The sequence below is a fragment of the Legionella bozemanae genome (assembly GCF_900450575.1).
GTDB lineage: Bacteria > Pseudomonadota > Gammaproteobacteria > Legionellales > Legionellaceae > Legionella > Legionella bozemanae.
This window is the reverse complement of record NZ_UGGY01000001.1, coordinates 1,289,367-1,313,913: the sequence shown is the minus strand read 5'-3', so window position 1 is coordinate 1,313,913 and position 24,547 is coordinate 1,289,367. Positions and strand designations below refer to the sequence as shown.

The window sequence follows — 24,547 nt, the reverse complement described above, 5'->3', positions numbered from 1 at the left end:
GCCCGTAATCTGACGACCAATGCGCTCCATAAGTGATGCCAACAATGCACAACTTCATGTCCACACAAAGGCGTATCTCTAGTTTGAGTAACTCAAAATCATCCATAAAGGCATCCAATTCCGGTTTTTTTGTGCTCTGATTTGTTGGCCGCCCTTACTGCAAGGCGTCATGGCGCATTTTATCTGTCAAGTTATACTTGTATTCCTTTGGGAACTTTTTCGTATACTTAAATAATTGCAACAGTAATTTATAAGTATCCTGGTAGACTGGCAATAAATCGACGAAAACAACCACCTAATCCTCTTTTTTTTCACCAAAGCTCCCTCTATGGACAACCACAATCTCAATAAGTCTAATAAATAAAAAATTAAGAAAAACCCTTGTATAATACAAGGCAAAAGGCACCAGTATCTATACGGAAAAACACCCATAAATAAGAGAAATTTTTTTAAAAAATCTTTTCTACTTAAGAAGGTAGGATTTTAAAGTATAATTAGATTTTTTATTAAATTTGCTTGATATTGATATGACTATTAAGAATGCTTCCATTGAAATAATTCAAGCTCTTGAAGAGCTTTTTCATCATATATATTCAAAAACTTCGTTAACTCAAAAACAAATTTATTTTCTAACTCTTTTCTATCAAATGGCTACAAATTTCGTAAGTCTTGAATCACTCACTTTAAAACATCCTCTATTAATTAAAGAAATTCATCAAATTAATAAGAAGGATTTTTTACGATACAGTGAACAATTACTCGAATTATCTATTAAAGAGGATAAATTGTTCGACTTACCATTATGGCGAGAAACTACCATCCATTTACTGAACCAACTTATAGCAAATTTTAAAGCAAATTATCCTGAAGAAAAATTAGAAGAAAAATCTGATTCATTAGAATCAGATTTAGCATGGAGAGAACAAAATAAGATAAAAAATCCTCTCTTAAACAGTGTATTTAATCAAACTCTTCGAGAAGTGCGTAATTGGCTTTTAGCTAAAAAATATGCTCCCAAGTGTATTTTTATTAGCTATGCTTGGCCTTTACCCGAGAAGTCAAATGAATATTGGATTAATAGTTATCTACGTGCTCTCGTAAATCATCTTCAAGAGTTGGGAGTTATCGTGCTCATCGATTTCGAAAAAAGCAGATGGGGACATGGAATACAAGAACATATTAATAAAATTAAACAGACAGATGCTGTAGTACTTATAGGTACCCCTTCTTTATATACTAAATACCACCATATGAAATATCGGATGGTTCAGGATGAAATTTCCGAAATTATTCAAAGTAACATACCCCTTATTCCACTATTGATTATGGATAGTGTAAGTCAATCATTCCCACGTTGTATTGCACGCAACCTTGCCATTGAGGACTGGCGAACGGGAAATTATTTTGATCACTTAAAAGATTTACTTATTCATTTATATAATTTGCCCCGTTCAAAAGAATTTGAAAATATATGGAAGAAACTACAAAAATTGTCTGATAGTTTAACAGGCTCACATCCTCTCTTAGCTCCAGCCGCATATAGGACATTGCCCTGGTTAGAAAAAAAAGTATTTTCAACTTCTTCTAAGTCTGGGCGGTTTTTTTCTTCAAAGCCAGTGGAGTTTGCAACTTTGCCTGATCATCAAAATAAAATTTCTCCTCCATGATATACTCGGAATAGGGTTATTTAAAAACAAATAATTTATCTTAAATGGACTTTATGATGAAACAAACTAGTGCAATCAAAGAATTAATTGAAGTAAGTAAACTTCTAAAGCCCTTATGCTCACCACTTAACTCTGTAGGAATTCATACATTTACGGCGCTAATTAATTATGATGATAATACGCAAATTAATTTAAGTAATAAACCTCAATGGATCGCTGATTATTACGATTTAAAATTACATGACAGCAGTCTTTATGACACTAATCCAACCCTATTTACTACTGGATATAGCTTATGGCCAAAAGATTCTCATCTTCCTATCTTTCGCCATGGATTAACACATTTTGATAGTGGTTTTGGTATTACCATTTGCCATCGACATAAGGATCATACTGCCTTTTATTTTTTTTCTGGTTCAAATAAAAATGCTGCATTAATCAATTTTTTTGTTAATAACCTGAGCTTTTTAGAGACATATATTTACCATTTTACTCAAAATATGTCTCGACAAATCGCTAAGTCAAAACTTCTTGGGTTAAACCAACAAAAAAAAACCACAGAATCTGTAGTGAATGACTTAATGATTTCCTCTTTGTTAAAAAGAGCAACCTCAGAAAATGAAACCATTTTTCTTCTTAAAAAGAAGTTTATTTCTTTGAAAAAATTTAATAAAGAGATCTCACTCAGATTAACTCCTCGACAAAAAGAAGTCGTTTATTGGTTTGCGCAGGGAAAATCAGCAAAACAAACCGCTGAGATTCTTCAAATTTCCACTCGTACTGTAGAGCGTCATTTTGAAGATGTACGAAAAAAAACAGGACTTAAAAATAAGCAGGAGATTTTTAATGCTTTTTATGAAAGTACTATTTAACTTATTCTGTTAAAGCAGATATAGAATGAATTTCTCATTATTTAAAATAAACAAATAATGGCGATAATTAGTAATTGCTAGAAGAAGAAATACCTCTCGATAGGATTCTACATAAACCTCCACTAATACTCTCAAGTTACTGTTTTTTAACGAGATGCAATTCAGGAGCATTTGGATTTGCTCCTATAGCATTACCTCATTTTTCAGCTTTTTTCTTCGGTCATTATACGCTCCACACTTAGTATCTAAGCTAAGTCTGAAGTACAAATAAATTCAGATATTCTTAAGAAGAAAAGATTTTTAAGAAATTTTCATTTCTTATTCATGGGTATTTTTACGTATAGATATTTTTGTCTATCCCTCTTAGATTAGCTAACACATAACAGGATCACTGGGTTTAATATTAGTTTTTGCAACAAGACCAGATTTGTCTCTGGGGAGATAAGATGATTTTTGTTAAGCAGAGAATTATTGAATGGAAGATATGAGAAACACGAAGAAAGGCTTGACATAATGGTTTTCAAGAGTGGTATCACGCCATCAGCCTAATCATTCTCGACGGTTCATTGCCGATTTACTTACATACAGTCAGTTCTTTCAGTTAGCAGTTGTCACTGATTCTCCTATTACCCGCACCTACACATTCTTCTGTATCTATAACAAGCCTTAGGATGAGAGTTTAAACCATTCTAAGAAAATTAGATTCAACAATCATGTTGGATTAAAAAAGCTAGCCCTAAGGATGTCATTAAATTTTAAGATATTAGGAGTTCTAAATTGCTTCAAATTATGACTCGTTTATTCATAAAAAAATCCTCATCTTATACTCTAGAACAAGTAACTTCTGAAGAAGAATGGAATAACTTAATGGTGGAAAGTATTAGATCGAGTTTTATGCAATCATGGGATTATGGAGAAGCTCTTAGATTAGTTGGATGGAAAGTTAAGCGATTTGTTATTTCCTATCAGGGCATGCCCATTGCATTTTTTCAAACCTCAAGCCGAAAATTCATATTTGAACTAACTAGGATACAACATGGGCCTATATTTTTATTAAAAAATTATAATCTTATTCATGTTTCAAATGTATTTCATATAATACGTAAACATTGGCGCTATTGGAAAGGCAAGACTTTATTGATGTCTCCTTTTCTCCCTTTCTCTGGACATTTACATTCTAGACTGCTCAACTTAGGATATAGATTGGCCAATAAAATGCACTGGGAATCCGCATTAATCGATTTAAGGTTAGATAATGAATATTTACTGTCTAATATGAAAAGTAATTGGAGAAATAAATTAAAGAAAGCTCAGAAATCTTCTTTAAAAATAAAAGCAGTTATTTCAAAATCTGATTTTTATTGGTTTTTGGAACGCTATGAGCTTTTTAAGAAAGAAAAAAACTTTACAGGTGTTAATAAAGATTTTCTGGAAAGTCTCTATAAGCAAATGGTTCCCAAAAAAAGCATGCATATTTTCCTTTGTGAATACCAACAACAATATATAGCAGGCATTATTGTAGTAAGCCATGGTTTGTGCTGTAGTTACATGCTTGGATGGAATAGTGACTTAGGAAGAAAATTATCGGCACATAATCTTTTATTATGGGAGGCTATTCAAAAAGCTAAATCAAAAAATAAATTATTTTTTGATTTGGGAGGTACTCTTTCTTCGCCAATATATAAATCGATTACAGAATTCAAGCAGGGATTAAACGGTGAACAATATATGCTAGTAGGGGAATACTATTAGCAACAGAAAAGAGAATGCATATACAAGATGAATGGAAGCTTTCTTCCTATTATAGAGTTGTAGTTGAGACTATCACTCTTATGTTTTAAAAGGGTGCTTCATCAAATACAACTAATAATGGTAGTAAATTAAAATTACTTGGCGGTGAAACAGTTAAGTTGCCTTCAAGTGCACTATTCTATGAACTAACTTCAGATGATATGGAGAATTTTATTCGCATTAAACAGGATCCTATTTATCAAAAACTAGAGTATGAAAGGATGCTTAAAATTCTACAAAGTAAAAAGGGGCAACTAGACCCAGTTAACAATCCTATAGATTATCGAAAACTGATCCTATTCATGACCGGAAGAGGATATCTGCTTCATTATATAGAAAACGCCATTGCAGAGGTTTTTGGGAGTTAAATACACCATAAAGAGAGCACAAAAATTAAAATTTAACATATCGTTGACTACATTTAGGCGGATTCAACTCGCTAATGCAACTTTTGTATATAAAACAATCAGTTGAGATGGTATAAAATCCATTCCTGATTTTGTACAGGAGTTGAGATTATGGGGTATAAACACTTAGATTATTTAAAGCGTTGCAAGATACAAGCATTGTGGAAGGTGGGATACTCACAACAAAAGATAGCTGATGAAGTGGGTGTACATAAGTCTACTATTTCTCGTGAGTTAAATCGTAATATTACGTTTGTTCGAACCCGGTTAGGTTATTGGGAGTATAAAGCGGATTATGCGCAATCTTTTGCTGAGCAACGTAAAAAGGAAAAACCTAAATGTATTAAATTTACTGATTCAATTAAAGCTTTTGTTATCGAAAAAATACAAGACGAATGGAGTCCAGAGCAGATATGTGGTTATGCTAAACGTTGCTCAATTTTCAATTTAAGCCACGAATGGATTTATCAATTTATATTGAAAAATAAAAGACAGGGCGGTGCTTTATATAAAAATCTACGCCATCAACATAAGAAATATCGTAAAAGATATGGAAGCCCTAAAAGGACAGGTCCAATTAAAAATCGTAGATTTATTGACGAGCGCCCAGCTGTTATTAATAATAAAGATCGTATTGGGGATTGGGAAATTGATACAATCATAGGTAAAAATCATAAGCAGGCTGTAGTTTCCATAGTCGAAAGAGTTTCGAAATTAACGATTTTAAGAAAAGTAGAATCTAAGAAAGCTATTATTGTATCCACAGCCATAATTGAAGCATTAAAACCATTATCAAATTCAGTTTTATCAATTACCTCGGATAATGGAAGCGAGTTTGCAGGACATGAGGATATTGCTATTCAGTTAAATACTGATTTTTTCTTTGCTCATCCTTATTCATCCTGGGAAAGAGGTCTGAATGAGAACACTAATGGGCTTATTAGACAGTATTTAAAGAAAGGTTCAGGTTTTACCTCTGTGTGCAATAACCAACTTGCTAGGATAATGGATAAACTTAATAACAGGCCCCGAAAAACTTTAGGGTATGCCACACCTAACGAACGATTTGCAGCTGGAGTTTAAATGACAAAGAGAAATAAAGATAATGTTTACCAAGTCTATGATGAAATTATTGATTGGTTTGACAATGCTCGCACTAAAGATCTGACAATGGAGAAATCTTATTTAAATTTTATTCAAAACCATCTTCCACTTAAAAGCAAAATCTTAGATGTTGGTTGTGGCACAGGAGAGCCTATAGCAAAGTTTTTAATTAATGCAGGTTATATAGTGACTGGAATAGATGCCAGTAAAAAAATGATTGAACTGTGCAAACAACGATTTCCAAAAGAACAATGGCTGATAGCTGATATGCGTACTTTAGATTTGAACGAAAAATTTGATACGGTAATTGCTTGGCATAGTTTCTTTCACTTATCTCATGAAGATCAACGCAGCACATTGAAATTACTAGGCTCTTATGTAGAGCAAAATGGTTTATTCATTTTTACATCAGGACCAGAATACGGAGAGGTTTGGAGTGATAATGGAGGACATGAACTTTATCACGCATCACTTTCTACTGAAGAATATAAACAGATCCTTATAGATAATAATTTTAAAGTATTAATACATAAAATAAGAGATCCAGAATGTGGAGGAGCAACTGTTTGGGTTGCCCAAAAAAGCTAGTTGCATTAGCGAGTTGAATCCGCCTTAACCCCGCCCTTCTTAGATCTGGGAATCACAGTAATCAGACTTATTAAATGTTATTTCACGAGAAACCACTTTACTCTACCTATTCTTTAAAAATCATAAAATAATTAGCTTTTTTGGATAATTACTGAAAGTAACTATGATATATTATTCATTAATTTAGTCAAATTTTAAGCATAAAATTTTATTCTAGTCAGAATACTCTCGAATTAATATTTGGTAAAAATAAAAACCTTTTTAGGCCTGATGTACACATTAGATCAGATTGAATAATTTTAAAAAGGATGGATCCCTCCCCCGATGAAGTAAGTGGGCAAAACTATGGATAACAAAAAAAACCTTATCCATAGCTAGAAATCGTTTAGAAGAATTGCCAAGTCAATATTCCAGCAACACCATTGTCAATAACACTGCTTGCTAATTGTCCTAAGTACGTTACTCTAAAGGTAATGTTTTTATCTATATTAACTAAATTCAAGCCTGCATCAATCAATAATGCATTTTTTGCTATGGGTGCTCCATCAATAAAAAAGGGTAAGCTTCCAGAAGCAAAGGCTAAAGTGGCTACCGGGTTTATATTTTGGGAGGCATGGCGCCAACCGAGGACAACTTTTTCGCTGAGTTCTGATGAGTGACTTTTAGCTAACAAAGCAGTTTGTCTTAATCCTAAAGTAGTATAAAAAATATCTTCATCACCACTTCCAGTAAGTGCCGCATCCCCACCATGCTCGGTCCAATCAGAGCTGTCAATAGATACGTAGGCTAAGTCAATTAAAGGTTCGAACAACAGTTTTTGTAGATAAAAAGAATAACCTAATTCAGCAAAAACTTGAGTGGTGTTCGGATTATAACTGGTTCTTAATTGGTTGAGGAAACCGGGGAAAGCAACTTGACGATTAACTTTTGAGTTATTCCAAGTATAAGCAGCTCCAGTGCGTATGGCGAATTGATCGACTTGCGCGCCACTATATACTCCCAAGGAGTAACTGTTGACATTGGCTTGTGAAGACAGCGCATCGATATCTAAGCTACTGTGCTGATAACCACCTAACATACCCACACGCATATTGTTTCCTATGAGAGTATCTACGCCAATGAATGCGCCTCCATTGGAGTCAGTGACCCTGCTGGTATTAAAATTTCCGGATAAATATCCTTTAGCACTAAAGCCTTCTACCCACCATTCCCATTTGTTTTGAGCGGGGGACGGATGATTAAGACCATAATTAAAATCAAATTGTGTGCTTGCTTCGGTGGAAATTTGTTGTAAACGATTTAAGGTCGTATGACGCAAATAACGGCTTTCTTCAAGCAATGCACTTAATGATGAAGCATAAATTTCACCGGATAAACTATTAAATGCTTGTTGTGCTTGAGTTGTATTAACTAAACTTGCTAATGCTGTAAATACCTCATCATTCGGATTAAGCGTATCCGCAGCATTGGCTACAGCAACTTGGTTTGGAGTGACAGCAAAAATCGAAAAAGGAGTTGTAGAACGTAGCAGATCCAGATAAACATGATTCGCATCATAAGCTAAGGCAGGAGTAATAAAGAGAAGATTAAGACTTTGAATTAGCTCATCATAAGTACCTGTTACTCCACCCTCAGCATTGACTAGAGTATACTGAGTGTTAACTTTATATGTGCCTGGCTCTGGAGTGATTTGGACGATACCTCCATTGAGAACTGCAGTTCCTGTCACATTAATTAAACTGGAATTCCCATTTGGGTTTATTTCTGCGTTATAAAATGCGCCTGAATTAGAAATATATCCGCCCATATTTAATGCCTGGGTTGGAGTGTTGGGTGCAATAGTTGCGCCATTATTTACGGTCACTGTGCCAAGTATTGTTCCATTACCTCTAAAAAGAGAGTTACCGAGTACATTAACGTTGCCTCCAAGAGTACCATTCATGATTAATGTGCCTTGAGCAACTGTTGTTGTTCCAGTGAAGTCACTACTGTTACCCATTAAAGTTAAAACCGCGTTACCCTGTTTGCTTAAGTTACCTGATCCACTAAGAGAGCCATTCAGGGTTAAATCGGCATCGGTGACGAGGCTTCCGTTATTACCTGTGATTGTGATCATGCGATTACTGTTAATCGCATTCATATTGAGTAAGGTGCCACCATCTAAAATCAGAATACTTGCTGCATTTCCCAAATTGCTATCATCGCTAATCGATAAAATCCCTGATTGTATGTCCCAATTCGTAATGGATGAGGTTGTGCCAGTAAGAACCCACGTATTGGTACCGACTTTTTTATAAATACCAAAATTTTGATATTGCGAACCAATAGTTGAAACATCAAAATTGCTATTCGAACTACCACCAAGAGCTAGTGTATCCATTGAGCTAAAGGCAATTACATTACCATTAATAATTGATCCTGCCTCTAGTTCCAAAGAGTTAATCCCGCCAGTAAAGATGATCGCATTTTGCTGGATTGAATTGGAGAAACCTCCAGAAATGGTCCCTGCATTTGTAATAGAAAGGTTATTTCCTGTAATCCCAATACCACCAACACCACTTCCAAATCCATCTCCGCCAGCAACTTGTGATCCAGAACCAATAATAAGTACGGATGCTGATACTGAGCTAAGGCTCACTCCATTGCCGCCATTACCATTCAACCCCCCGTTACCACCTTGAACTGTGCTATTACCATTAAGAACAATTGTTGTGGATTGTCCTGAGTTGGAGTTAATCGCATCGCCTCCTTGGCTATTTGTACCTCCAGTACCCCCGGTAACCTTTGAATTTGAATCAATTATGATTAGGGTATTATCTTGGTCAGAACCAGTAATAATTCCATGACCACCCATGCCGCTTGAACCTCCATCGCCACCCGTGATCGTGCTATTCTGAAGGTTAGCGGCCATCAATTGCTCTGCATGAATGCTAAGGCCTGCACCACCTTGACCCGTTGTATCCCCATTTCCACCCGAGACGGTAGTGTTATTAGTGGTGACCCTCGCATTTGCTGTCAGGCTATCAACAAGAATGCCAATCCCACCATTTCCTCCAGATGTCCCATTCCCTCCGCTTATAAGAGAGCCATTAACAACTACGCTTGCATCACCTGCAAAAGATATTGCTTCAATACCATTGCTGCCATCTGCAAAAAGAAAATTAAAAAAAGATACAGCATTTTTATCGCACTGAGTTACATTTGTATTTTCTTTGAGTGTCTTAGCATACAATGATTGGCTAAAAATCAGCATTAAGCTGGCTAGAGAGGCTTTTGTAATTGTTGAGCGAACATCCATTGTATTTTTTATCCTTATGTGTTTAATCAATCTGACAGTTATACCATAAAGGGCTTTTTGCAAATAGTTGGCTTCGACAATTAGATTAAATCTCAGACTAAAATTTTTTTCATCGATCATGATGTTTACTTGAAATAATTTTAGAATTAATCAGACTTAAAAATAAAAAGTGCTGAAGAGTATGCCATACACGATTATGAAGGTTTCGGCGGTATCAATATCCATGAGTACGAAGCAATAGGCACTATTGTTGAATACGCATCATTTATTAAAGAACACGCAGAGTTGGGCTTAGCCCTTCTTTGTTACTGCTCAATAGATGAGGCACAAACTATGCTGGAAAATTTTCACGGTTGCTTTGATTCCGAGGTTGATTTCGCTAAGCAATTATTTGATGAATGTTATGCCCATCAATTGCCGGATAATTTATACTACTATTTTGATTATGAAGCTTTTGCTCGTGATCTGTTTATTAGTAACTATTGTTCGGTGGATGTTAATGGACAAATTTATGTTTTTTCATCTTACTGAGCCTCCTTAAGGGGCTCTTATCAAATGCTGTTTCAGAATTTTCCAAGACCCCAACAAAAAAAACGAGAATTTTCCTAGAAATAACGGAAAATATATCAACTTTGAATTAGTAGTTTTCTAATTACAATGACCGCAAAAGGTACTGATATCAATATTACTTCCACAAAAAATAATCCCTACCCTTTTTCCATGAAGCTCGTTTTTCAATGGGTTAAGAGATGCTGCAATGGCAGCTGCACAAGCTGGCTCAACCATCATTTTGAGTTCTTCTGCAATTAATTTCATTGCAGTAATAAGTTCATTATCATGAACCGTTACTAATTTATCGACATTCAGTTTACATAAATGGAAACTATAGGGTTCCGCTTTAGGGGCACCAAGACTATCTGCGATGGTTTGAATTTTATTAATGGCCATTGGCTTATTCGCTTTGAAACTTCGACTCATTGTATCTGCGCCTTCTGGCTCAACCCCGTAGATTTTACAGGAGGGTTGGGCTTGCTTGAAAGCATTTGAAACCCCTGCACATAAGCCACCGCCTCCTATAGCGACAACAACAGCATCTAATCTGTTAGTCTGTTCCGCAAATTCCAAGCCCAATGTAGCTGTTCCCAATGCAGTCTGGTATCCCTCAAAAGGATGAATAAAGGCTCGAGATTCCTGTTTTGCAATTTCATGAACCAGGTTAAAGCCTTCATTAATGGTGTCACAATAAATGATTTCGGCGCCATAAGATTGACACCGTTGAACTCGAAATGTGTTAGCCGTTTTTGGAATAACAACTTTCGCACTGATACCCAATTGTTTTGCAGCGTATGCGACTGCAATTGCATGATTACCAGCGCTTATAGCAGTAACTCCGTTTTTTAATTCACTGCTCTTTAGCGCCATCATATTTAATAAGGCGCCACGAAGTTTAAAACAACCACCATATTGGAGTGTTTCAAGCTTGAGAAATAATTCAGTATTCTTTCCAAAAAGATTATCTTTTTCTTGTCCCCTCCATTCCCAAACAGGAGTCAGCAAAATTTTATCACCGAGAAGCGTTCTGGCTTCGCGAATTTCATTTAGATTTGGAATTTTGATTTCTGCCGTCATAAATATGGATGCCTTATATTAGAGTTATTTATCACTTCTGAACTAAGTTTAAATCAAATAAAGGCAGTTGAATGCCCTCATAGATCTTTTCTTGCTTCAATTTGATTCCTATGCCTAACAATCTTACTGGCATACGTTTTCTCAAAAAACCTTCGTGTAGGAGTTGGCATAATATATTTAAATCGAGACTGTCATGCACACATTCCACCGTGGTTTGCTGAAAATCATTAAATTTTAATTTAACAAAAAGAGTGTGTATTGAAGACAATGTTCCTGCCTGTTTCATTCGTGCTTCAAGCCGCGCCATTAATTCGGGTAAAGCAGCAAAACAGGATTCCACATTCGGTAAATCGTGTAAATAAGTTTCTTCGACACTAATGGATTTGCGAATACGTTCAGGATTGACAGGACGCTCATCTATTCCTCGTGCTAAATCATAAAGTCTCTGACCTAGAGCACCAAATTCATGGGATAAATACTCCATTGAATGCTGTTGTAACTCACCACATGTTTTAATATTTAATGCATTAAGTTTTTCTTCCATTCTAGGACCAACTCCAAATAACTTGCGCACCGGCAAATCAATCATAAATGCAGCAACTTCCTCGGGTCGAATTACCTTTTGGCCGTTAGGCTTACGCCAATCACTAGCAATTTTTGCCAAGCTCTTGTTTGGGGCAATTCCTGCACTCGCAGTCAATTGTCGTGTCTGATAAATGCGCTCACGTAACTCTTGGGCTATCCAGGTAGCACTCCCCTTACACTTTGTGGAGGTGGTCACATCAAGATAAACTTCATCCAAAGATAAAGGTTCAATCAAAGGGGTATATTCCTCAAACAAAGCGCGAATCAATTGGCTTTCTTTTCGATAAACCTCCATACGCACCGGCCGTAAGATAAGGTGAGGGCATAATTTAAGCGCTTTTGCCGTAGGCATGGCTGAACGCACACCAAATGCACGTGCCGCATAATTACAGGTGGCAATGACACCACGTCGATGTGCCTCCCCTCCTACCGCGATGGGCTTATTCGCAAGCTCAGGAAAATCACGCATTTCGATTGCAGCATAAAAGCAATCCATATCAATGTGAATAATTTTTCTAATTAAGCTCATAAAAAGCCTCAATACACACGTACTTGAGGAACATCAGACCATCGCGTAGTGTACGCAGGTGATTTAAGCTCCGCGCGCATTGCCCAAGGTTTGGAATAGCCTTCTGCAGCCAAACGAAGGGTGCTTCTGCCATATTTTTGATTGATTTGGTCCAACACACGCATTAAGTGCTCAGTATGCTGGAGCTGCGCATCACTTGGCTGATGAAAAAGGTCCAATTGTGTTGGGTCTTTAGGAATTAAATCATGCAGACATACACCTGTTTTTTTATAAAAATATCCGGATTTGAAGATACGCTGCAAACACCGCTTAGCGATTTGAGTTATTAAGCGCACATCATCTGTAGGATGAATCAACTGAAACTCTACGGACTGAGTATGCTGTGCTAAATCATCACGAAAGCGATTGGTGTGAACAAAAACACTTATTCGCTGTACCATTAAATGTTGGCGACGCATTTTTTCCACTGCACGAGCACAATGACTGCTGACTGACTCGGCAATTGATGCGAATTGTGTTTGCATCCGCCCAAAACTTTTTGATGACATAATGCTTTGTTTGGGCTCTATTTCTTCTAAGTCGCCACAGACAATTCCTTGCAGCTCCATGGCAGTACGCATCAAGACCACATTAAAACGCTTTTTCAGAAGATGAATATTTGTGGTTGCCAAATCATACGCGGTGTCAATTCCTCGCGTGATGAGTTTCTTTTCCCATTGCCGCCCTACGCCCCATACCGCTCCGACAGAAATCTGCTTTAATAACCGCTCACGATTCGACGTGATATTCAATATTGGCGTGCTATAAATTTTTTTACACAAATAATTTGCTACTTTAGCCAGCGTTTTCGTAGGCCCAATGCCAATCGAAGTAGGTATTCCCGTATGTCTTAGAATCTTCTTCTGCAATTCCTGACAAAATAAATCAGGAGAAGAAGATAAACTCCTTAAATCAAGAAACGCTTCATCAATGGAGTAAGTTTCTACGTGCGGCCAAATTTCTTCAATGGTGCACATCACCCGCTGGCTGATGTTGCCGTATAACGTGTAGTTTGAAGAAAAAACATGTACCCCATACCGCTCGCACAAACCTTTAATCTTAAAGTAAGGCGCTCCCATCGCAATACCTAATGCTTTAGCTTCGCTGGAGCGTGCAATACAACATCCATCATTATTGGATAACACCACAATAGGAACATCCTTTAAGTCAGGACGAAACAAGCGCTCACAGCTGGCGTAAAAATTATTGCAATCAACAAGAGCGAACATACTAGGTAAGCTCATGCAGGACTAAAGTCACCACACCCCAAATCACCATCTCACAATCTTGTGTCATATCGATGGGTTTAAATTGGGGATTGGCAGGAAGTAATTGTACTCTTCCCCCTTTTCTTGCAAGACGCTTTACCGTCAGTTCGCCATTGATTGCCGCAATCACAATACGTCCATCAGAAGGCTCGATACTCCTATCCACAAGCAACCAATCTCCTGAAAAAATACCCGCATCCACCATAGAATCGCCCGTGGCTTGTACTACAAACGTGGCGGATGGATGTTTAATGAATTTGGTATTTAAATCGAGATATCCTTCAATGTAATCGTCCGCAGGCGATGGGAATCCTGCTTGAACTTTACTTGCGAAAACTGGCAATTGCACCGTGCGATTCTTTAATTGCTCTAATTCGACAAGTGTGGCTACCGGAAGACGAACTGCTTTAGTCGGCTCACCCCTAGGGCGTCCTGCCCCTGCTCTTTTTCCGCCACGTGGAGACATAATAACTCTTTTTTTGATTTACGTACAAATATCATAAATGGGGAAAAATAAGCTGTAAATCCCATATCAAGGCACCATGAGCTGAAATCAACATTAAGTCTTCGAGAATATTAAGAAAAATTTTTTTTACGTTTTTTATTTAGATAATGACTCCATCGCCAATGGATGGCCAAAGTCAGCCCTTATTCAGTAAAGTAGAGACCCTATAATATGAAAAACACCTTGGTAAATGATGAATCATCTGATTAACTCCTAAATTCTACAAGGAGTTTGACAGACTATAAACAGACTTATCCACAGAAAATGTGAATAACTTAAATGAAATTGCGGAGATTTAAAAATGATATAAATCAGATATGGTAAGGGTTCTTAATATATTGCTGATTAGTCATATATTATTTGGTAAAAAAGATATCCACAGATAAGAGATAGAAAAAGAATTTAGACATGGATATGTTATACAAATAAAAAATAAAAAAACAGTCTTGACTCGCACTATTTTTACTTTTTATTTTGTCTCGATGCTTGGTTAAACTTTGTGCTTAAAAAATAACTCTTCTCGGAAAGAGTAGGAAGACTAAAAGTCATATGTATATAGAAATGCAACATTAGTTTACAAACATATATTAGATAAAGCCTTCACCAGCTGGAAAAGCAAACCGATGTTATCTATTAACCGAGATCGCATTGCCAAATATCACGAAAAACTAGGCCAGGTGAAGCCTATACCAATTTGGCCATGAGAATACTCCTTGCCTATTCAATTTTGCTGCTGGGCAGTATGAAGATAATAATGGTCATTTCACAGTACATGATTTGAGACGAACATTTATCACCATTGCAGAAAGTCTGGATATCCCTGCTTATGCGCTAAAGCGTTTAATGAACCATAAGATGAGTAATGATGTGACTGCGGGATACATTATTGTTGATGTTGAGCGGTTAAGAAAACCAATGCAGTTTGTTACCGATTATGTTTTGAAGGGTATGGGAGTGATTAAGTCTGCTGAAGTCATTACGATACAAACTGTAAATAAAGAACAGATATAAATGCAGTCCAAAGACTTTACAGTGTCTGGCAAATTATAAGTTTCAGTAAGTTCCATTTTGGAACTCACTGCGTACCCAATTCAACAAACTCCATTTAAGCCTTATCGAGATTTAAAAAATAACGAGTCGCTTTAAGTTCGCCAGTTCGTTTGATAATATTTTTTTTAACCAAGTCATTCAGATCTCTGGTTGTTGTAGCGATCGTCGCACCAGTAATACTCATATAATTTTTAGCACTTAAACCACCTACAAATCCATCAGGCCCAGCATGAAATAATCTTAATAAAGCCTTTTCTTGCCTTGGATTAATTTTCCCTTCCGCTTCCCTTAAAATAACAGATTTCTTAATAATAAAATCAATATACAAATAAGTGCTTTGTTGCGCTTCTAGGGCGATATTAGCAAACCATAAAAGCCAAGACGTTAGGTCTAAAGTTTTACTTGCTAAACCTAATTGCTGATAATATTCCTTTCTCTTTTTTAATAATATTTTTGCCAATACCGTCATTACTGGTTTTGAAAATCCTTGCGATAAAGCTTTTTCTGCTATAGCTCGCCCTATTCTTCCATTCCCATCTTCAAAAGGATGGATACTCTCAAACCACAAATGAGCTATTCCTGCTCGGGTTAATGTGGGTAAAGGAGCTGAACCAGTGAGAGAACTCCGTTCAAACCAATTAATAAATTGATCCATTTCGGCAGGAACACATTTTGAAGGAGGCGCTTCAAAATGGATTTTTCGATCATAATCAGGCCCAGAAACAATTTGCATTGCTTCTTCATGATTACGATATTGACCAATATGTTCGAAATGATGGCTATTACCCATTAAAAATTGATGCCATTCAAATAAAACCTGATGTGTTAGTGGACTAGAAATTGTTTGATATAAATTAACCATCATTTTGGCGATCCCACGCTCTGCCAAACTAGCTCTAGGAGCTTCTGTAGACAAGCCCAACTCTTTTTTTATAGAAGATTGAACACTATCCCTGTTTAAATGCTCCCCTTCAATTTCAGAACTATCCAAAGCATCAGTACACATTAAATCGATAAATAAATTTTGCTTACCTTCTTGAGATATGTGTTGCGAAGACCCAATAATAATACCCGCTCTCTCAGTAAAAGACTGTTCATAGACAACTAATTTATCTGAATCCCAAGTAAAATTAGGCCAATTCTCAAGCTGCCAATTCCATTTCATGATTAATAACCTCACGCTTTATTAATCAAAATATAGCATATTAGTGATTAATAAAATATAGTTTTATTAATCAACATTATTTTTAATAACAGTAGTTTCAGGCGCAATGTAGACACTTCAAAAGCTACTTTTTTCAGATTTTAAATTCTGATAAAGAACAATAACTCTATAACTCTCAGAGAATAGCATAATAAACCATTAGCAAAATTAAATAATTAACCAAGGTTATTAATCCAATTTTATTTGAACTATAAAATATCTGGGGCAAATATCTAGGAATAGATCAGTGTATTTTTATATGAAATTAAGGTTTTTATGATGTCGATAAAAAATATAAGCACTTCAATACAAAAATATTAATGAGCATAAAACCTAAATTATGTAAATCAGTAGAAGAGTATATTAAACAATTAAGTCTCTCCAATGGCACTTGGTGGGAAGATAATAACTGATCGCAGGTATTTCCATTCCTACTGAATATGATTCTTATCGAGCAATCTTTTCATTCGGATTAAAACGGATAAACCCATATATCCAGAACAAAAGCTCCACCCATTCGCTCCTCTTTTTAAGTTCATTTTCAAGATTAAAAGGAGTTTCCTTTTTCCTTCTTGCTAGACATTCTTCAAACCAATTAAATCCTGTGATGATCTTTCCTTGGATTAAGTATTCACCATTTGATAATTTTACATTTAATAACCCGCAAACTCCGTGACAAATTGCAGCTACCATTTTATCGCTTTCATATTGTTTTTTAATTATGTACTGTATTCGGATATCGTTTGGAAAATCACACATTGCGCCATGTCCGCCTGCTAAATAAACGCAGTCAAACTGTTGTTCAGAAACATCTTCAAGTGCTTTCGTATCTTTTAATAACTCTCTAAAAGAAGCATCTTTCCAATATTTTCTGGAGATTTTATCTAATATCATTAGCTTTAAACTTTCAGGATCAATGAGTGTATTCCCCCTTTGGGGCTTGCAATAGTTATTTCATAACTTCGTTTTTTGGCACTATCATAAATATGTGTCAGCTCACTTAACCATAATCCAGTTTCTAGGTTGCCACTTTCATACTTTGCAACACTCGTAACTATTACCAGAATTTTAATCATTTTTGCTCACTTTTAATCATCGTAATACCCTCTTGATAAGTTGTGATGTCAAACTCAGGGAATCTTTTTTTGAACTTATTGGAAATAAAAATGTTGTCACATTTATATCGAGGCAGTATCTCCTGTAATTCTTTCAGTTGTTTGTTAAAAAAACTGCCGAGTCTAAACATCCACATTTTTAGAACTGTGTAGTCAAATTTTTGTCCGTAGATTTCTGAAGCAATATTTATTAATTCTTTGTAGGTTAGTCTACTGTCATCACAAGGCAAATGCCAAGTTTGGTTATACGTATCAGGTGTATTTCCAATTAACGCCATTGCTCGACTTGCGTCTGGTGTCCAAATTAAGGTTCTTAATGTATTGTCTCTTAAAGGGACTTTTAGTTTTTTATGTTGTTTAATTTTGTCAAAAATTAAAGTATTCGTTAAACTTTGTTTTTTCCCAGGCCCATAGAATTCAGGGGCTCTGCAAATAACTGCATCAATGTTTTTGTTATCTATTTCTTTCAATAACATTTCAACTATTTGTGCTCTTACAATTGATTTCCGCCCAGCTGGAACAAAAGGACTTTCTTCTGTTTGTGGTTCGCTAGTTTTTGCGTACATATATGTATTGTCGAAAAATACTAACTTGCAATTATGCTTAGTACAGGCTTTAAGGATATTCTTCATTATGGTAGGAAATTGTTCTTCCCACACTTGCGAATTCATGGGCAATCCAACAGTTAAATAGGCAATTTCACTTCCTGCTACTGCTTTGTCTGTAGCTTGAGTATCCAATAAATTTGCTGGAAAAAGTTGGTCTGTTACATTGACTTTTTGGGATTTCGGCTTACTAATCTTATATCTGGCGTATAATTTTTACGCAGTTCTTTTGCTAACTCTTCCGCAATTTGTCCATTCGCTCCTAATATGGTTTGCCTATTTCCTGTTTTGTTTTTTAACTCCATGAATACATTCCTTTTCAAAATTTAGATGGTGCAAAAGCGTTTAGTCTTAGAGAGTATACGAAAAATACCATTTTGCGCCCTTATGGTAATTATTTAAATCAAAATTAATTAAACAGTTCTTTGAATTCATTTAACCTAATGAAATCGTCTCTCGAAACGAAATAATATGAGTTCACAAAAACGATGGGTTTGTAGACGTATTAAGTATTGTTCGGGAACTTCTCATTTTATCTTTATTGTAGTTTGCAAACTCTAAATAGAATCAAAGTTCGTTAATTTTGATTAAGACTTTATAAACTCATTATCGAGAGTACGTCCTTGCATTAACATCTTGTATTTAAGTGAACATTATGACGATTATATAATGTTTGATAACATGCATGTGAAAGATTTTATTTCGCACTTTATCAATATGTTTTTAATGAATTAAATGTTTTGCCAAGACTTCAATTTATCAAGGATTGTGAGAGTTTATGACTAAGCACAGCCCTCCGGTACGGCATGATTTGCCTCGCGCTCAAATTTTAGCAGAGCGAGCTTTTGCTTCAATTGAGCGCTTTCTACATATCGAAGCTGTTAAGTGGTATTGTCCTTCTTATCGCAGCAGCTATCGCATTGATATGGGCTAATTCTCCTTGGGCGGCGAGCTATAAAAATGTGTGGCACGCACCCTTTTCCATCGGGTTAGGAACATTTGAGTTTTCCTGGCCTCTACATTTTTGGATCAACGATGCTCTGATGACTTTTTTCTTTCTCGTTGTTGGGATGGAAATTCGTCGTGAAATCCATGAAGGAGCATTAAGTAATATCAGGCAGGCGATGCTTCCAATGATTGCTGCATTGGGTGGTGTTGTTGTACCTGCATTAATTTTTCTTGGATTCAATTCTCAACCGATTCTGCAAAATGGGTGGGCGGTACCGACAGCAACTGATATTGCATTTGCAGTCGGTGTGCTTGCATTGCTAGGTCGCTCTATCCCTGGAAATATTCGAATCTTCTTACTGACCCTGGCTATCATTGACGACATTGTTGCTGTGCTTATTATTGCACTGTTCTATTCGGGAGGTCTTAATTATGTAGGCTTTCTGATTGCCGGTTTGGGTATCCTATTGGTGCTGGGCTTTCAACGCATCGGCATAGGTTCAGCATTTGGTTATATTATTCCGGGAGCTATTATCTGGATTGGAATGTTGATGACTGGCGCTCATCCCACTTTGGCAGGAGTTGTGCTTGGCCTGATGACACCTACAGTGTCGGTACGTATGTCTGAGCGTCCTTTAGAGATATTGTCACGCATTGCTAACGAACTTACTGGTCAAGATATAAAAACGGAAGACAAACATAAGATGACGCGGTCGCTTCGAAAGCTTCAGCTAGCGCAGAGGGAATTATTACCCCCGGTTGTTCGAGTGCAAAGAGCTTTGCATCCGTGGGTTGCTTACGGAGTAATGCCGTTATTTGCGTTGGCAAATGCTGGTGTAAGCATGAGTAGTGGTGCTTTCTCTAGTAATAATGAGCTAAGAATTATCATTGGTGTTGCTATAGCCTTGGTGATCGGAAAGCCTCTTGGGATTGTGGGTATGGGCTGGGCTTCCGTGCGGATGAGATGGTGTAAATTGCCGCCTGATGTGACTTGGAAGGGCATCGCGTTGGTAGGTCTTCTCGCGGGTATCGGGTTTACTATGTCTATTTTCATTGCAATGTTGGCTTTTGATGATGAGAAATTGCTGAATGCGGCTAAACTGGGTGTTTTGATTGGGTCGTTTACTGCTGCTGTATTAGGATTAACTTGGGGTAAAATCTATATCAACAGACACAGTTTATGATCATTCAACTCTTTGTCTCTCAAAATCGAGGTTAATTACGGACAAATTCAACGATACATCTCCTGTCGTTAATATCTATATAAAACGATTTAATAACTTTATTATCAATTATATTGTATTTTGTGGATTAAATTAGATCATCTTTTACAACAGGCCGGTACCTTATCTATCTCAAAGTAGGCATTTTAAATAGAAACAACCCTTTATTCACCGTTACAGTAATATGAAAAAAGCAGAATGTTTGAGATAAATGAGATTTATTTGGGTAATTATTGTTCGTTTTATAGGTGTCTATTAAAATCCATAGATTGATGCAATACCCGAATAACAGCGATGCCATAATCTGTAGTTTTGAAAAAAATAATATGAGAACCAATATTAAATGCGCGTAAATCTGGTCGAATATAATCACACTTTCGAGCAATTAAGGGATCATCTGCGAGGCGCTGAAAGCTTGAGTCAATTGCCAAAATATAATCCTCTGTTCTTTTGATGCCAAACTCATGTGTGCTATATGAATAGATGGACTCAAGATCCTCTATTGCTTTTGGATAAAGACGATATGTTTTATCTGGCATGGGATTTTTTCTTCATTCGCTTAAGAAAATCATGTGCATCCCATGTTAGAGGATCACCACTAGCCTCTCCTTCATCTATAAGATGACGCAGTTGCTCAAGTTTTGATTCAGCTTGCTTTTCACGAAGTAAACGCAATGATTCTCTTAATACCTCGCTATTACTTCTATAATCTCCTGAATCTACGAGTGATTCCACGTAATGACGAAGTTCATTACCCAAATCAACAGTCATAGTGCGGGCCATAGCTACCTCTACAATGTAAGAATTTATCTTACATATAAGTATATAAGACATTGTCTTACATTTCAAATTATGTGTTTTTTAATAAAATACTTTACTCTTAAAAACGAGCGTTTTTTGATACATTGGAGATCTATCAATAAAGCGTGCCTTTTGACAAAGTTGCAATTAACCAGGCTTTGCTGCTTTAGTTATCTTCCATTCCTATAGTGCGATTGATAAGCATAGCGGCCATTATTATTTTCCATGGCTTCTCCTATGAGCTCAATTATAACCCTTAAAAAGAAAGCGGCTAATGCAATAGCTAACCCGGTTATAGCGTGATTATTATCTTGAGAACAAAACGATACTGTAAAGATGAGCATGCCTGACAGCATAGCGATAAGTACCGCATTATTTAGTTTTTCATCATGATTCAATCTATAAAAAATACTGTGCTGGTTGTTGCTTAATTGTGCTAATTGTTCTATATGGTCGGATTGTTCTAATTGTGCAGGTTCTGGTTGTTCCAGCTCCAATTGTTCCGTTTGTCCTGATTCATTAATTATTGCATCTAGAGGAGTAACGATGTGGGTGTTTATTGTTTTAAATTTTGTTCTATATTTGCTCATAATACAACAATCCAAATAAAGGAATAATAGAGTAACAAACATCTTATAAAGAAGTTCCTACTTTAGTATTTTTATTTTCAACATTAAAAGAAGAACAATGTTTCAATTGATCCCTTTGAAAGCCACTGTTCATTTCCAATACAAATAAATTCCAGTTGATTTCTTACAAACTGTTTAGCTCGGTTGGTTTGAGATTTTCTTTCTTAAGAAAGGTTAGACCCGCGGTATGGCTATACTCAATAAATTCTGTCTTACCTTCAATAACTTGATGTCCTCTTTCAAGCAGAATATCTTCAATACTACGGTCTTTGCTTAGGCTCAATGATCAATTTAAGCTCGTTATATATGTTAACTTGCGAGGTAATAAAAGCAAAATTAAACATTTGTATATGTGCTATACAATTTATTTATGAGCTTAGTATTAAAGCGTGTAATTTTTTGTGTTTTAATAAGATGCAGTAAAAGCGATGTTTGTAATATTGTTTTATGGCTTGATGTAACAAAATGGCCTTACACGGGATCTTTTGATTTCGCTTCCTTGCGTCAATGCTGCTAACTTACACTTTTAGATTGAGGCTGTGAAGCATAATCTTGTACTGAGTTATTGTCCTTAGGCTGTTCAGCAAACATAGTACTTTTTACTATTGCTGGTTGCACAAAGGTTTCTAATGTTTCCTGTAACTCTTTTTGGCTGACGGTCTGATAGGTCTAAGGGTAATTCAGTAGAAAATCGAGTTTTATTAGCATCACGATTACCCACCATAAAATTGATCCAAGGGCATTATAAATTTCTAGGCGCATTATAAAACCATTCCTGATTATTTTCTCTTTTTATACTATCTTCCATAATATTATCTAATTGCACCGCTAATTTTAAGTATTCCGCAGCAAATTTTTCCATTTCAACGTAAGCTTGTTCTGCTGGTTTTAAAGAATCATTGTAGATGTCTTTGAGTGATCTATTTTTCACATTCAACTGGGTTGATAATTGGCTAAATTTATCATTTGCCTCAGCAAGCAGTTTTTCAACTCTTATCATTTGAACATCAAGATTATAAGACGTACTTGCTTTTGCTGCGGCAATTTTTTGCTGCACATCCGCCTTTAAAGGATCATATTGCTCCTCCGTTTGTGGATGATTTTTTTCTTTCAGCTTCTCAACAGTATCATTAATTTGTTTTAACATATCGTGTAATTTGTTCATCATGACACCACATGAATTAACATTTGCAATTAATAGTGATTCTAATTGGTCTTTATCCATATTCTCTGGAAAATAGGTTGCATGAAATTCTTCTTTATCTATTATGTGAGCCATTGTTTCTTTTAATTTTGAAAGTAGGTTTTGATCTGTTCTACCTGTGTAGATAATCTCTGTAAATCATTTGGTACGGTTTCCAAATAATATTTAATTGCTTTCTCTTTTTGGATTTGTCGTAGCTGCATTCTCTGAGATTCTGATTGTGAAAACAGACCAGGTCTTTGCTCTTTTTTCTCAATAGACTGTTCTTGTTTCTTCTCGTTCGGAAATTGACGCCATTTCTCAATTAAACTATCTAGATACTCATCAGTTAAAACAGGCTCATCGAATTCTGTCGCAAAATTCATCTGTATCTCTAATAACTTAGCTAAACTCTCGTAGGGCTCATCTTTATCTTTTAAACATTTTTATCTAAATTCATATCTTTAAGAGTAACACGAAAATCATTTATCAGTTGTATTAAATGATCTACTGCCTTGACATTACTCATGTTAGTTCTCTGAATTAAATTTCGGCAAATCATTGTTTTGATTTCGACTGAAGCTCCAGGCGATTGAAGCAAAAACTCCAGTTCTTTAGTGTCCAATAGTTCGATTAAAGGCTGATAAATTTTTGCGATCATTAAATGTTGTTCTTTGATATCTGCTTGGTACCATAATGTATCAGCTTGCATCGCTAAATTTTGAAGTACCTTCTTTTTTTCTTCATTTGTGAGCTTCAATCCATCCAAAAGTTTGCATTTAATTTCCAGCGATATATTTTTTGCATTGAAAAACAAATCCGCCCATTGTGTTGATTGAGAATTTCTGATCTGATTCATAATCTCTTGGCATAATTGATCCAATTTGGCTGATTCGGCTATAAATTCAGAGCTAACTTGGCTGAATTCATTTCCATAAACTTCTTTCATTTTGTCGAGGAAAACATCACGGAAGATACTCGCTGCCTCTAAAATTTTAATGCATTCAACAATATTCATATTTTTTTCTTTGTTGGTCAATAAATTCATCGTTGCCAACATTGGAGTTAGAATATATGCTAAATGCATACTCATATTACCACCTGAAAAATAAAATTTATTAAATGCAAAAACTGCTTTAGCAAAAAATTCTTTTGCTTTATCATAATCCCAGTCACTCATATTTTCTTGAGAAAGCAAATAACGGGCTATTTCGAGATTACCGTATACAGAAAGAAGCTTTTTATCTTTATCACTATGTTCTTTATAAAATGGTGGGGAATAATCAGAAGAGATAGAAAAATGGCCGTTAAAAATCGTTTCAAATCCGCTGTGATTATATTGTTTTAACCAGGTTTCTCTAAGTTTCAGATTTATAGTATCTTCGTCTTCGCTATAAGGATCATCTATTTGTGGTGTCACTATTGCTCGATCATTTTCCCCAATAGACTTATATTTTCAAGTTTAAATTCATATTTTTTTTACCTGAGCATTGGATAGACAATATAT

General features: G+C 35.8%; 21 protein-coding genes and 4 pseudogenes. 10 read left to right on the top strand and 15 right to left on the bottom strand.

Translation table 11 applies throughout. From position 1 onward, the window contains the following. Positions 1-527 precede the first annotated feature (527 nt). From DY223_RS05620 to DY223_RS05595, 5 genes are all read left to right on the top strand, one after another. A complete protein-coding gene (locus tag DY223_RS05620; protein WP_115684285.1) occupies positions 528-1,667 on the top strand; it encodes a toll/interleukin-1 receptor domain-containing protein in 1,140 nt (379 codons plus the stop codon). Between the two features lie 53 nt (positions 1,668-1,720). Then, entirely contained in the window at positions 1,721-2,539 is an 819-nt protein-coding gene (locus DY223_RS05615) for a helix-turn-helix transcriptional regulator (RefSeq protein WP_160116275.1), read from the top strand. A gap of 777 nt (positions 2,540-3,316) precedes the next feature. Beyond that, positions 3,317-4,291 carry a lipid II:glycine glycyltransferase FemX gene (locus DY223_RS05610; protein ID WP_131744502.1) on the top strand — a complete coding sequence of 325 codons (975 nt, stop codon included), beginning with the start codon at positions 3,317-3,319 and terminating at the stop codon, positions 4,289-4,291. 557 nt (positions 4,292-4,848) lie between these two features. After that, entirely contained in the window at positions 4,849-5,820 is a 972-nt protein-coding gene (locus tag DY223_RS05600) for an IS30 family transposase (protein ID WP_058459903.1), read from the top strand. Beyond that, positions 5,821-6,429 carry a class I SAM-dependent DNA methyltransferase gene (locus DY223_RS05595; RefSeq protein WP_058459904.1) on the top strand — a complete coding sequence of 203 codons (609 nt, stop codon included), beginning with the start codon at positions 5,821-5,823 and terminating at the stop codon, positions 6,427-6,429. Between the two features lie 385 nt (positions 6,430-6,814). Here DY223_RS05595 and DY223_RS05590 read toward each other — a convergent pair whose 3' ends face one another. Next, on the bottom strand, positions 6,815-9,727 hold the full coding sequence (locus tag DY223_RS05590; protein ID WP_058459905.1) for an autotransporter outer membrane beta-barrel domain-containing protein: 2,913 nt from the start codon (positions 9,725-9,727) through the stop codon (positions 6,815-6,817). 168 nt (positions 9,728-9,895) lie between these two features. Here DY223_RS05590 and DY223_RS05585 point away from each other — a divergent pair. Further along, positions 9,896-10,258, top strand: a pseudogene (locus tag DY223_RS05585) (antirestriction protein ArdA); the annotation flags it as partial. Between the two features lie 117 nt (positions 10,259-10,375). Here DY223_RS05585 and DY223_RS05580 read toward each other — a convergent pair. Genes DY223_RS05580 through DY223_RS05565 form a run of 4 tightly spaced genes read right to left on the bottom strand, consistent with a single transcriptional unit; the run spans position 10,376 to position 14,243 of the window. After that, a complete protein-coding gene (locus tag DY223_RS05580) occupies positions 10,376-11,356 on the bottom strand; it encodes a threonine/serine dehydratase family protein (RefSeq protein WP_058459906.1) in 981 nt (326 codons plus the stop codon). A gap of 31 nt (positions 11,357-11,387) precedes the next feature. Beyond that, positions 11,388-12,470: a DNA polymerase IV gene (dinB, locus tag DY223_RS05575; RefSeq protein ID WP_064115149.1), complete on the bottom strand. Its 1,083-nt coding sequence runs from the start codon at positions 12,468-12,470 to the stop codon at positions 11,388-11,390. 8 nt (positions 12,471-12,478) lie between these two features. Beyond that, entirely contained in the window at positions 12,479-13,753 is a 1,275-nt protein-coding gene (locus tag DY223_RS05570; protein WP_115684284.1) for a Y-family DNA polymerase, read from the bottom strand. Then, positions 13,740-14,243: a LexA family protein gene (locus tag DY223_RS05565; protein ID WP_058460479.1), complete on the bottom strand. Its 504-nt coding sequence runs from the start codon at positions 14,241-14,243 to the stop codon at positions 13,740-13,742. The genes DY223_RS05570 and DY223_RS05565 overlap by 14 nt, the downstream gene beginning before the upstream one ends. 614 nt (positions 14,244-14,857) lie before the next feature. On the opposite strand from DY223_RS05565, the pseudogene DY223_RS19425 reads away from it, so the two are divergent. Continuing rightward, positions 14,858-15,293: pseudogene (locus tag DY223_RS19425) on the top strand (hypothetical protein); the annotation flags it as partial. A gap of 94 nt (positions 15,294-15,387) precedes the next feature. On the opposite strand, the gene DY223_RS05555 reads toward DY223_RS19425, so the two are convergent. Beyond that, positions 15,388-16,497 (bottom strand): Fic family protein, encoded by a 1,110-nt coding sequence (locus DY223_RS05555; RefSeq protein WP_058460477.1) that lies wholly within the window; start codon positions 16,495-16,497, stop codon positions 15,388-15,390. Between the two features lie 448 nt (positions 16,498-16,945). Between DY223_RS05555 and DY223_RS19420 the strand changes: the two are divergent. Further along, positions 16,946-17,080: pseudogene (locus DY223_RS19420) on the top strand (flagellar biosynthesis protein FlgJ); the annotation flags it as partial. A 98-nt stretch (positions 17,081-17,178) separates the two neighbouring features. On the opposite strand, the pseudogene DY223_RS19415 reads toward DY223_RS19420, so the two are convergent. The 3 genes and pseudogenes from DY223_RS19415 to DY223_RS19330 all read right to left on the bottom strand — a co-directional run. After that, a pseudogene (locus DY223_RS19415) lies at positions 17,179-17,430 on the bottom strand (DJ-1/PfpI family protein); the annotation flags it as partial. A 178-nt stretch (positions 17,431-17,608) separates the two neighbouring features. Continuing rightward, positions 17,609-18,451 carry an NAD-dependent epimerase/dehydratase family protein gene (locus tag DY223_RS05545; RefSeq protein ID WP_328585585.1) on the bottom strand — a complete coding sequence of 281 codons (843 nt, stop codon included), beginning with the start codon at positions 18,449-18,451 and terminating at the stop codon, positions 17,609-17,611. After that, the gene (locus DY223_RS19330) at positions 18,418-18,561 is read right to left on the bottom strand and encodes a hypothetical protein (RefSeq protein WP_202972301.1); all 144 of its coding nucleotides are present in this window, start codon (positions 18,559-18,561) and stop codon (positions 18,418-18,420) included. Before DY223_RS19330 ends, DY223_RS05545 begins: the two co-directional genes overlap by 34 nt. Before the next feature lie 473 nt (positions 18,562-19,034). Between DY223_RS19330 and DY223_RS19410 the strand changes: the two genes are divergently transcribed. Beyond that, complete coding sequence (locus DY223_RS19410) at positions 19,035-19,190, top strand: hypothetical protein (protein WP_235810557.1); 156 nt, start codon at positions 19,035-19,037, stop codon at positions 19,188-19,190. Continuing rightward, the gene (gene nhaA / locus DY223_RS05540) at positions 19,177-20,388 is read left to right on the top strand and encodes a Na+/H+ antiporter NhaA (protein WP_235810556.1); all 1,212 of its coding nucleotides are present in this window, start codon (positions 19,177-19,179) and stop codon (positions 20,386-20,388) included. The genes DY223_RS19410 and nhaA overlap by 14 nt, the downstream gene beginning before the upstream one ends. Positions 20,389-20,669: 281 nt before the next feature. Here the strand turns inward: nhaA and DY223_RS05535 are convergent, their stop codons facing one another. The 6 genes from DY223_RS05535 to DY223_RS05510 all read right to left on the bottom strand — a co-directional run bounded on the left by DY223_RS05535 (position 20,670) and on the right by DY223_RS05510 (position 24,460). After that, positions 20,670-20,966: a type II toxin-antitoxin system RelE/ParE family toxin gene (locus tag DY223_RS05535; RefSeq protein WP_058460475.1), complete on the bottom strand. Its 297-nt coding sequence runs from the start codon at positions 20,964-20,966 to the stop codon at positions 20,670-20,672. Further along, positions 20,956-21,198, bottom strand: coding sequence for a type II toxin-antitoxin system ParD family antitoxin (locus DY223_RS05530; RefSeq protein ID WP_259293075.1), 243 nt, complete (start codon positions 21,196-21,198; stop codon positions 20,956-20,958). The genes DY223_RS05535 and DY223_RS05530 overlap by 11 nt, the downstream gene beginning before the upstream one ends. Positions 21,199-21,398: 200 nt before the next feature. Next, complete coding sequence (locus DY223_RS05525) at positions 21,399-21,818, bottom strand: hypothetical protein (protein ID WP_058460473.1); 420 nt, start codon at positions 21,816-21,818, stop codon at positions 21,399-21,401. A gap of 781 nt (positions 21,819-22,599) precedes the next feature. After that, positions 22,600-23,082, bottom strand: coding sequence for a hypothetical protein (locus tag DY223_RS05520; protein ID WP_131744456.1), 483 nt, complete (start codon positions 23,080-23,082; stop codon positions 22,600-22,602). Positions 23,083-23,144: 62 nt separating this feature from the next. After that, positions 23,145-23,426, bottom strand: coding sequence for a hypothetical protein (locus DY223_RS05515; RefSeq protein WP_058460471.1), 282 nt, complete (start codon positions 23,424-23,426; stop codon positions 23,145-23,147). 50 nt (positions 23,427-23,476) lie between these two features. Beyond that, the gene (locus DY223_RS05510; RefSeq protein ID WP_058460470.1) at positions 23,477-24,460 is read right to left on the bottom strand and encodes a hypothetical protein; all 984 of its coding nucleotides are present in this window, start codon (positions 24,458-24,460) and stop codon (positions 23,477-23,479) included. Between the last annotated feature and the right edge of the window lie 87 nt (positions 24,461-24,547).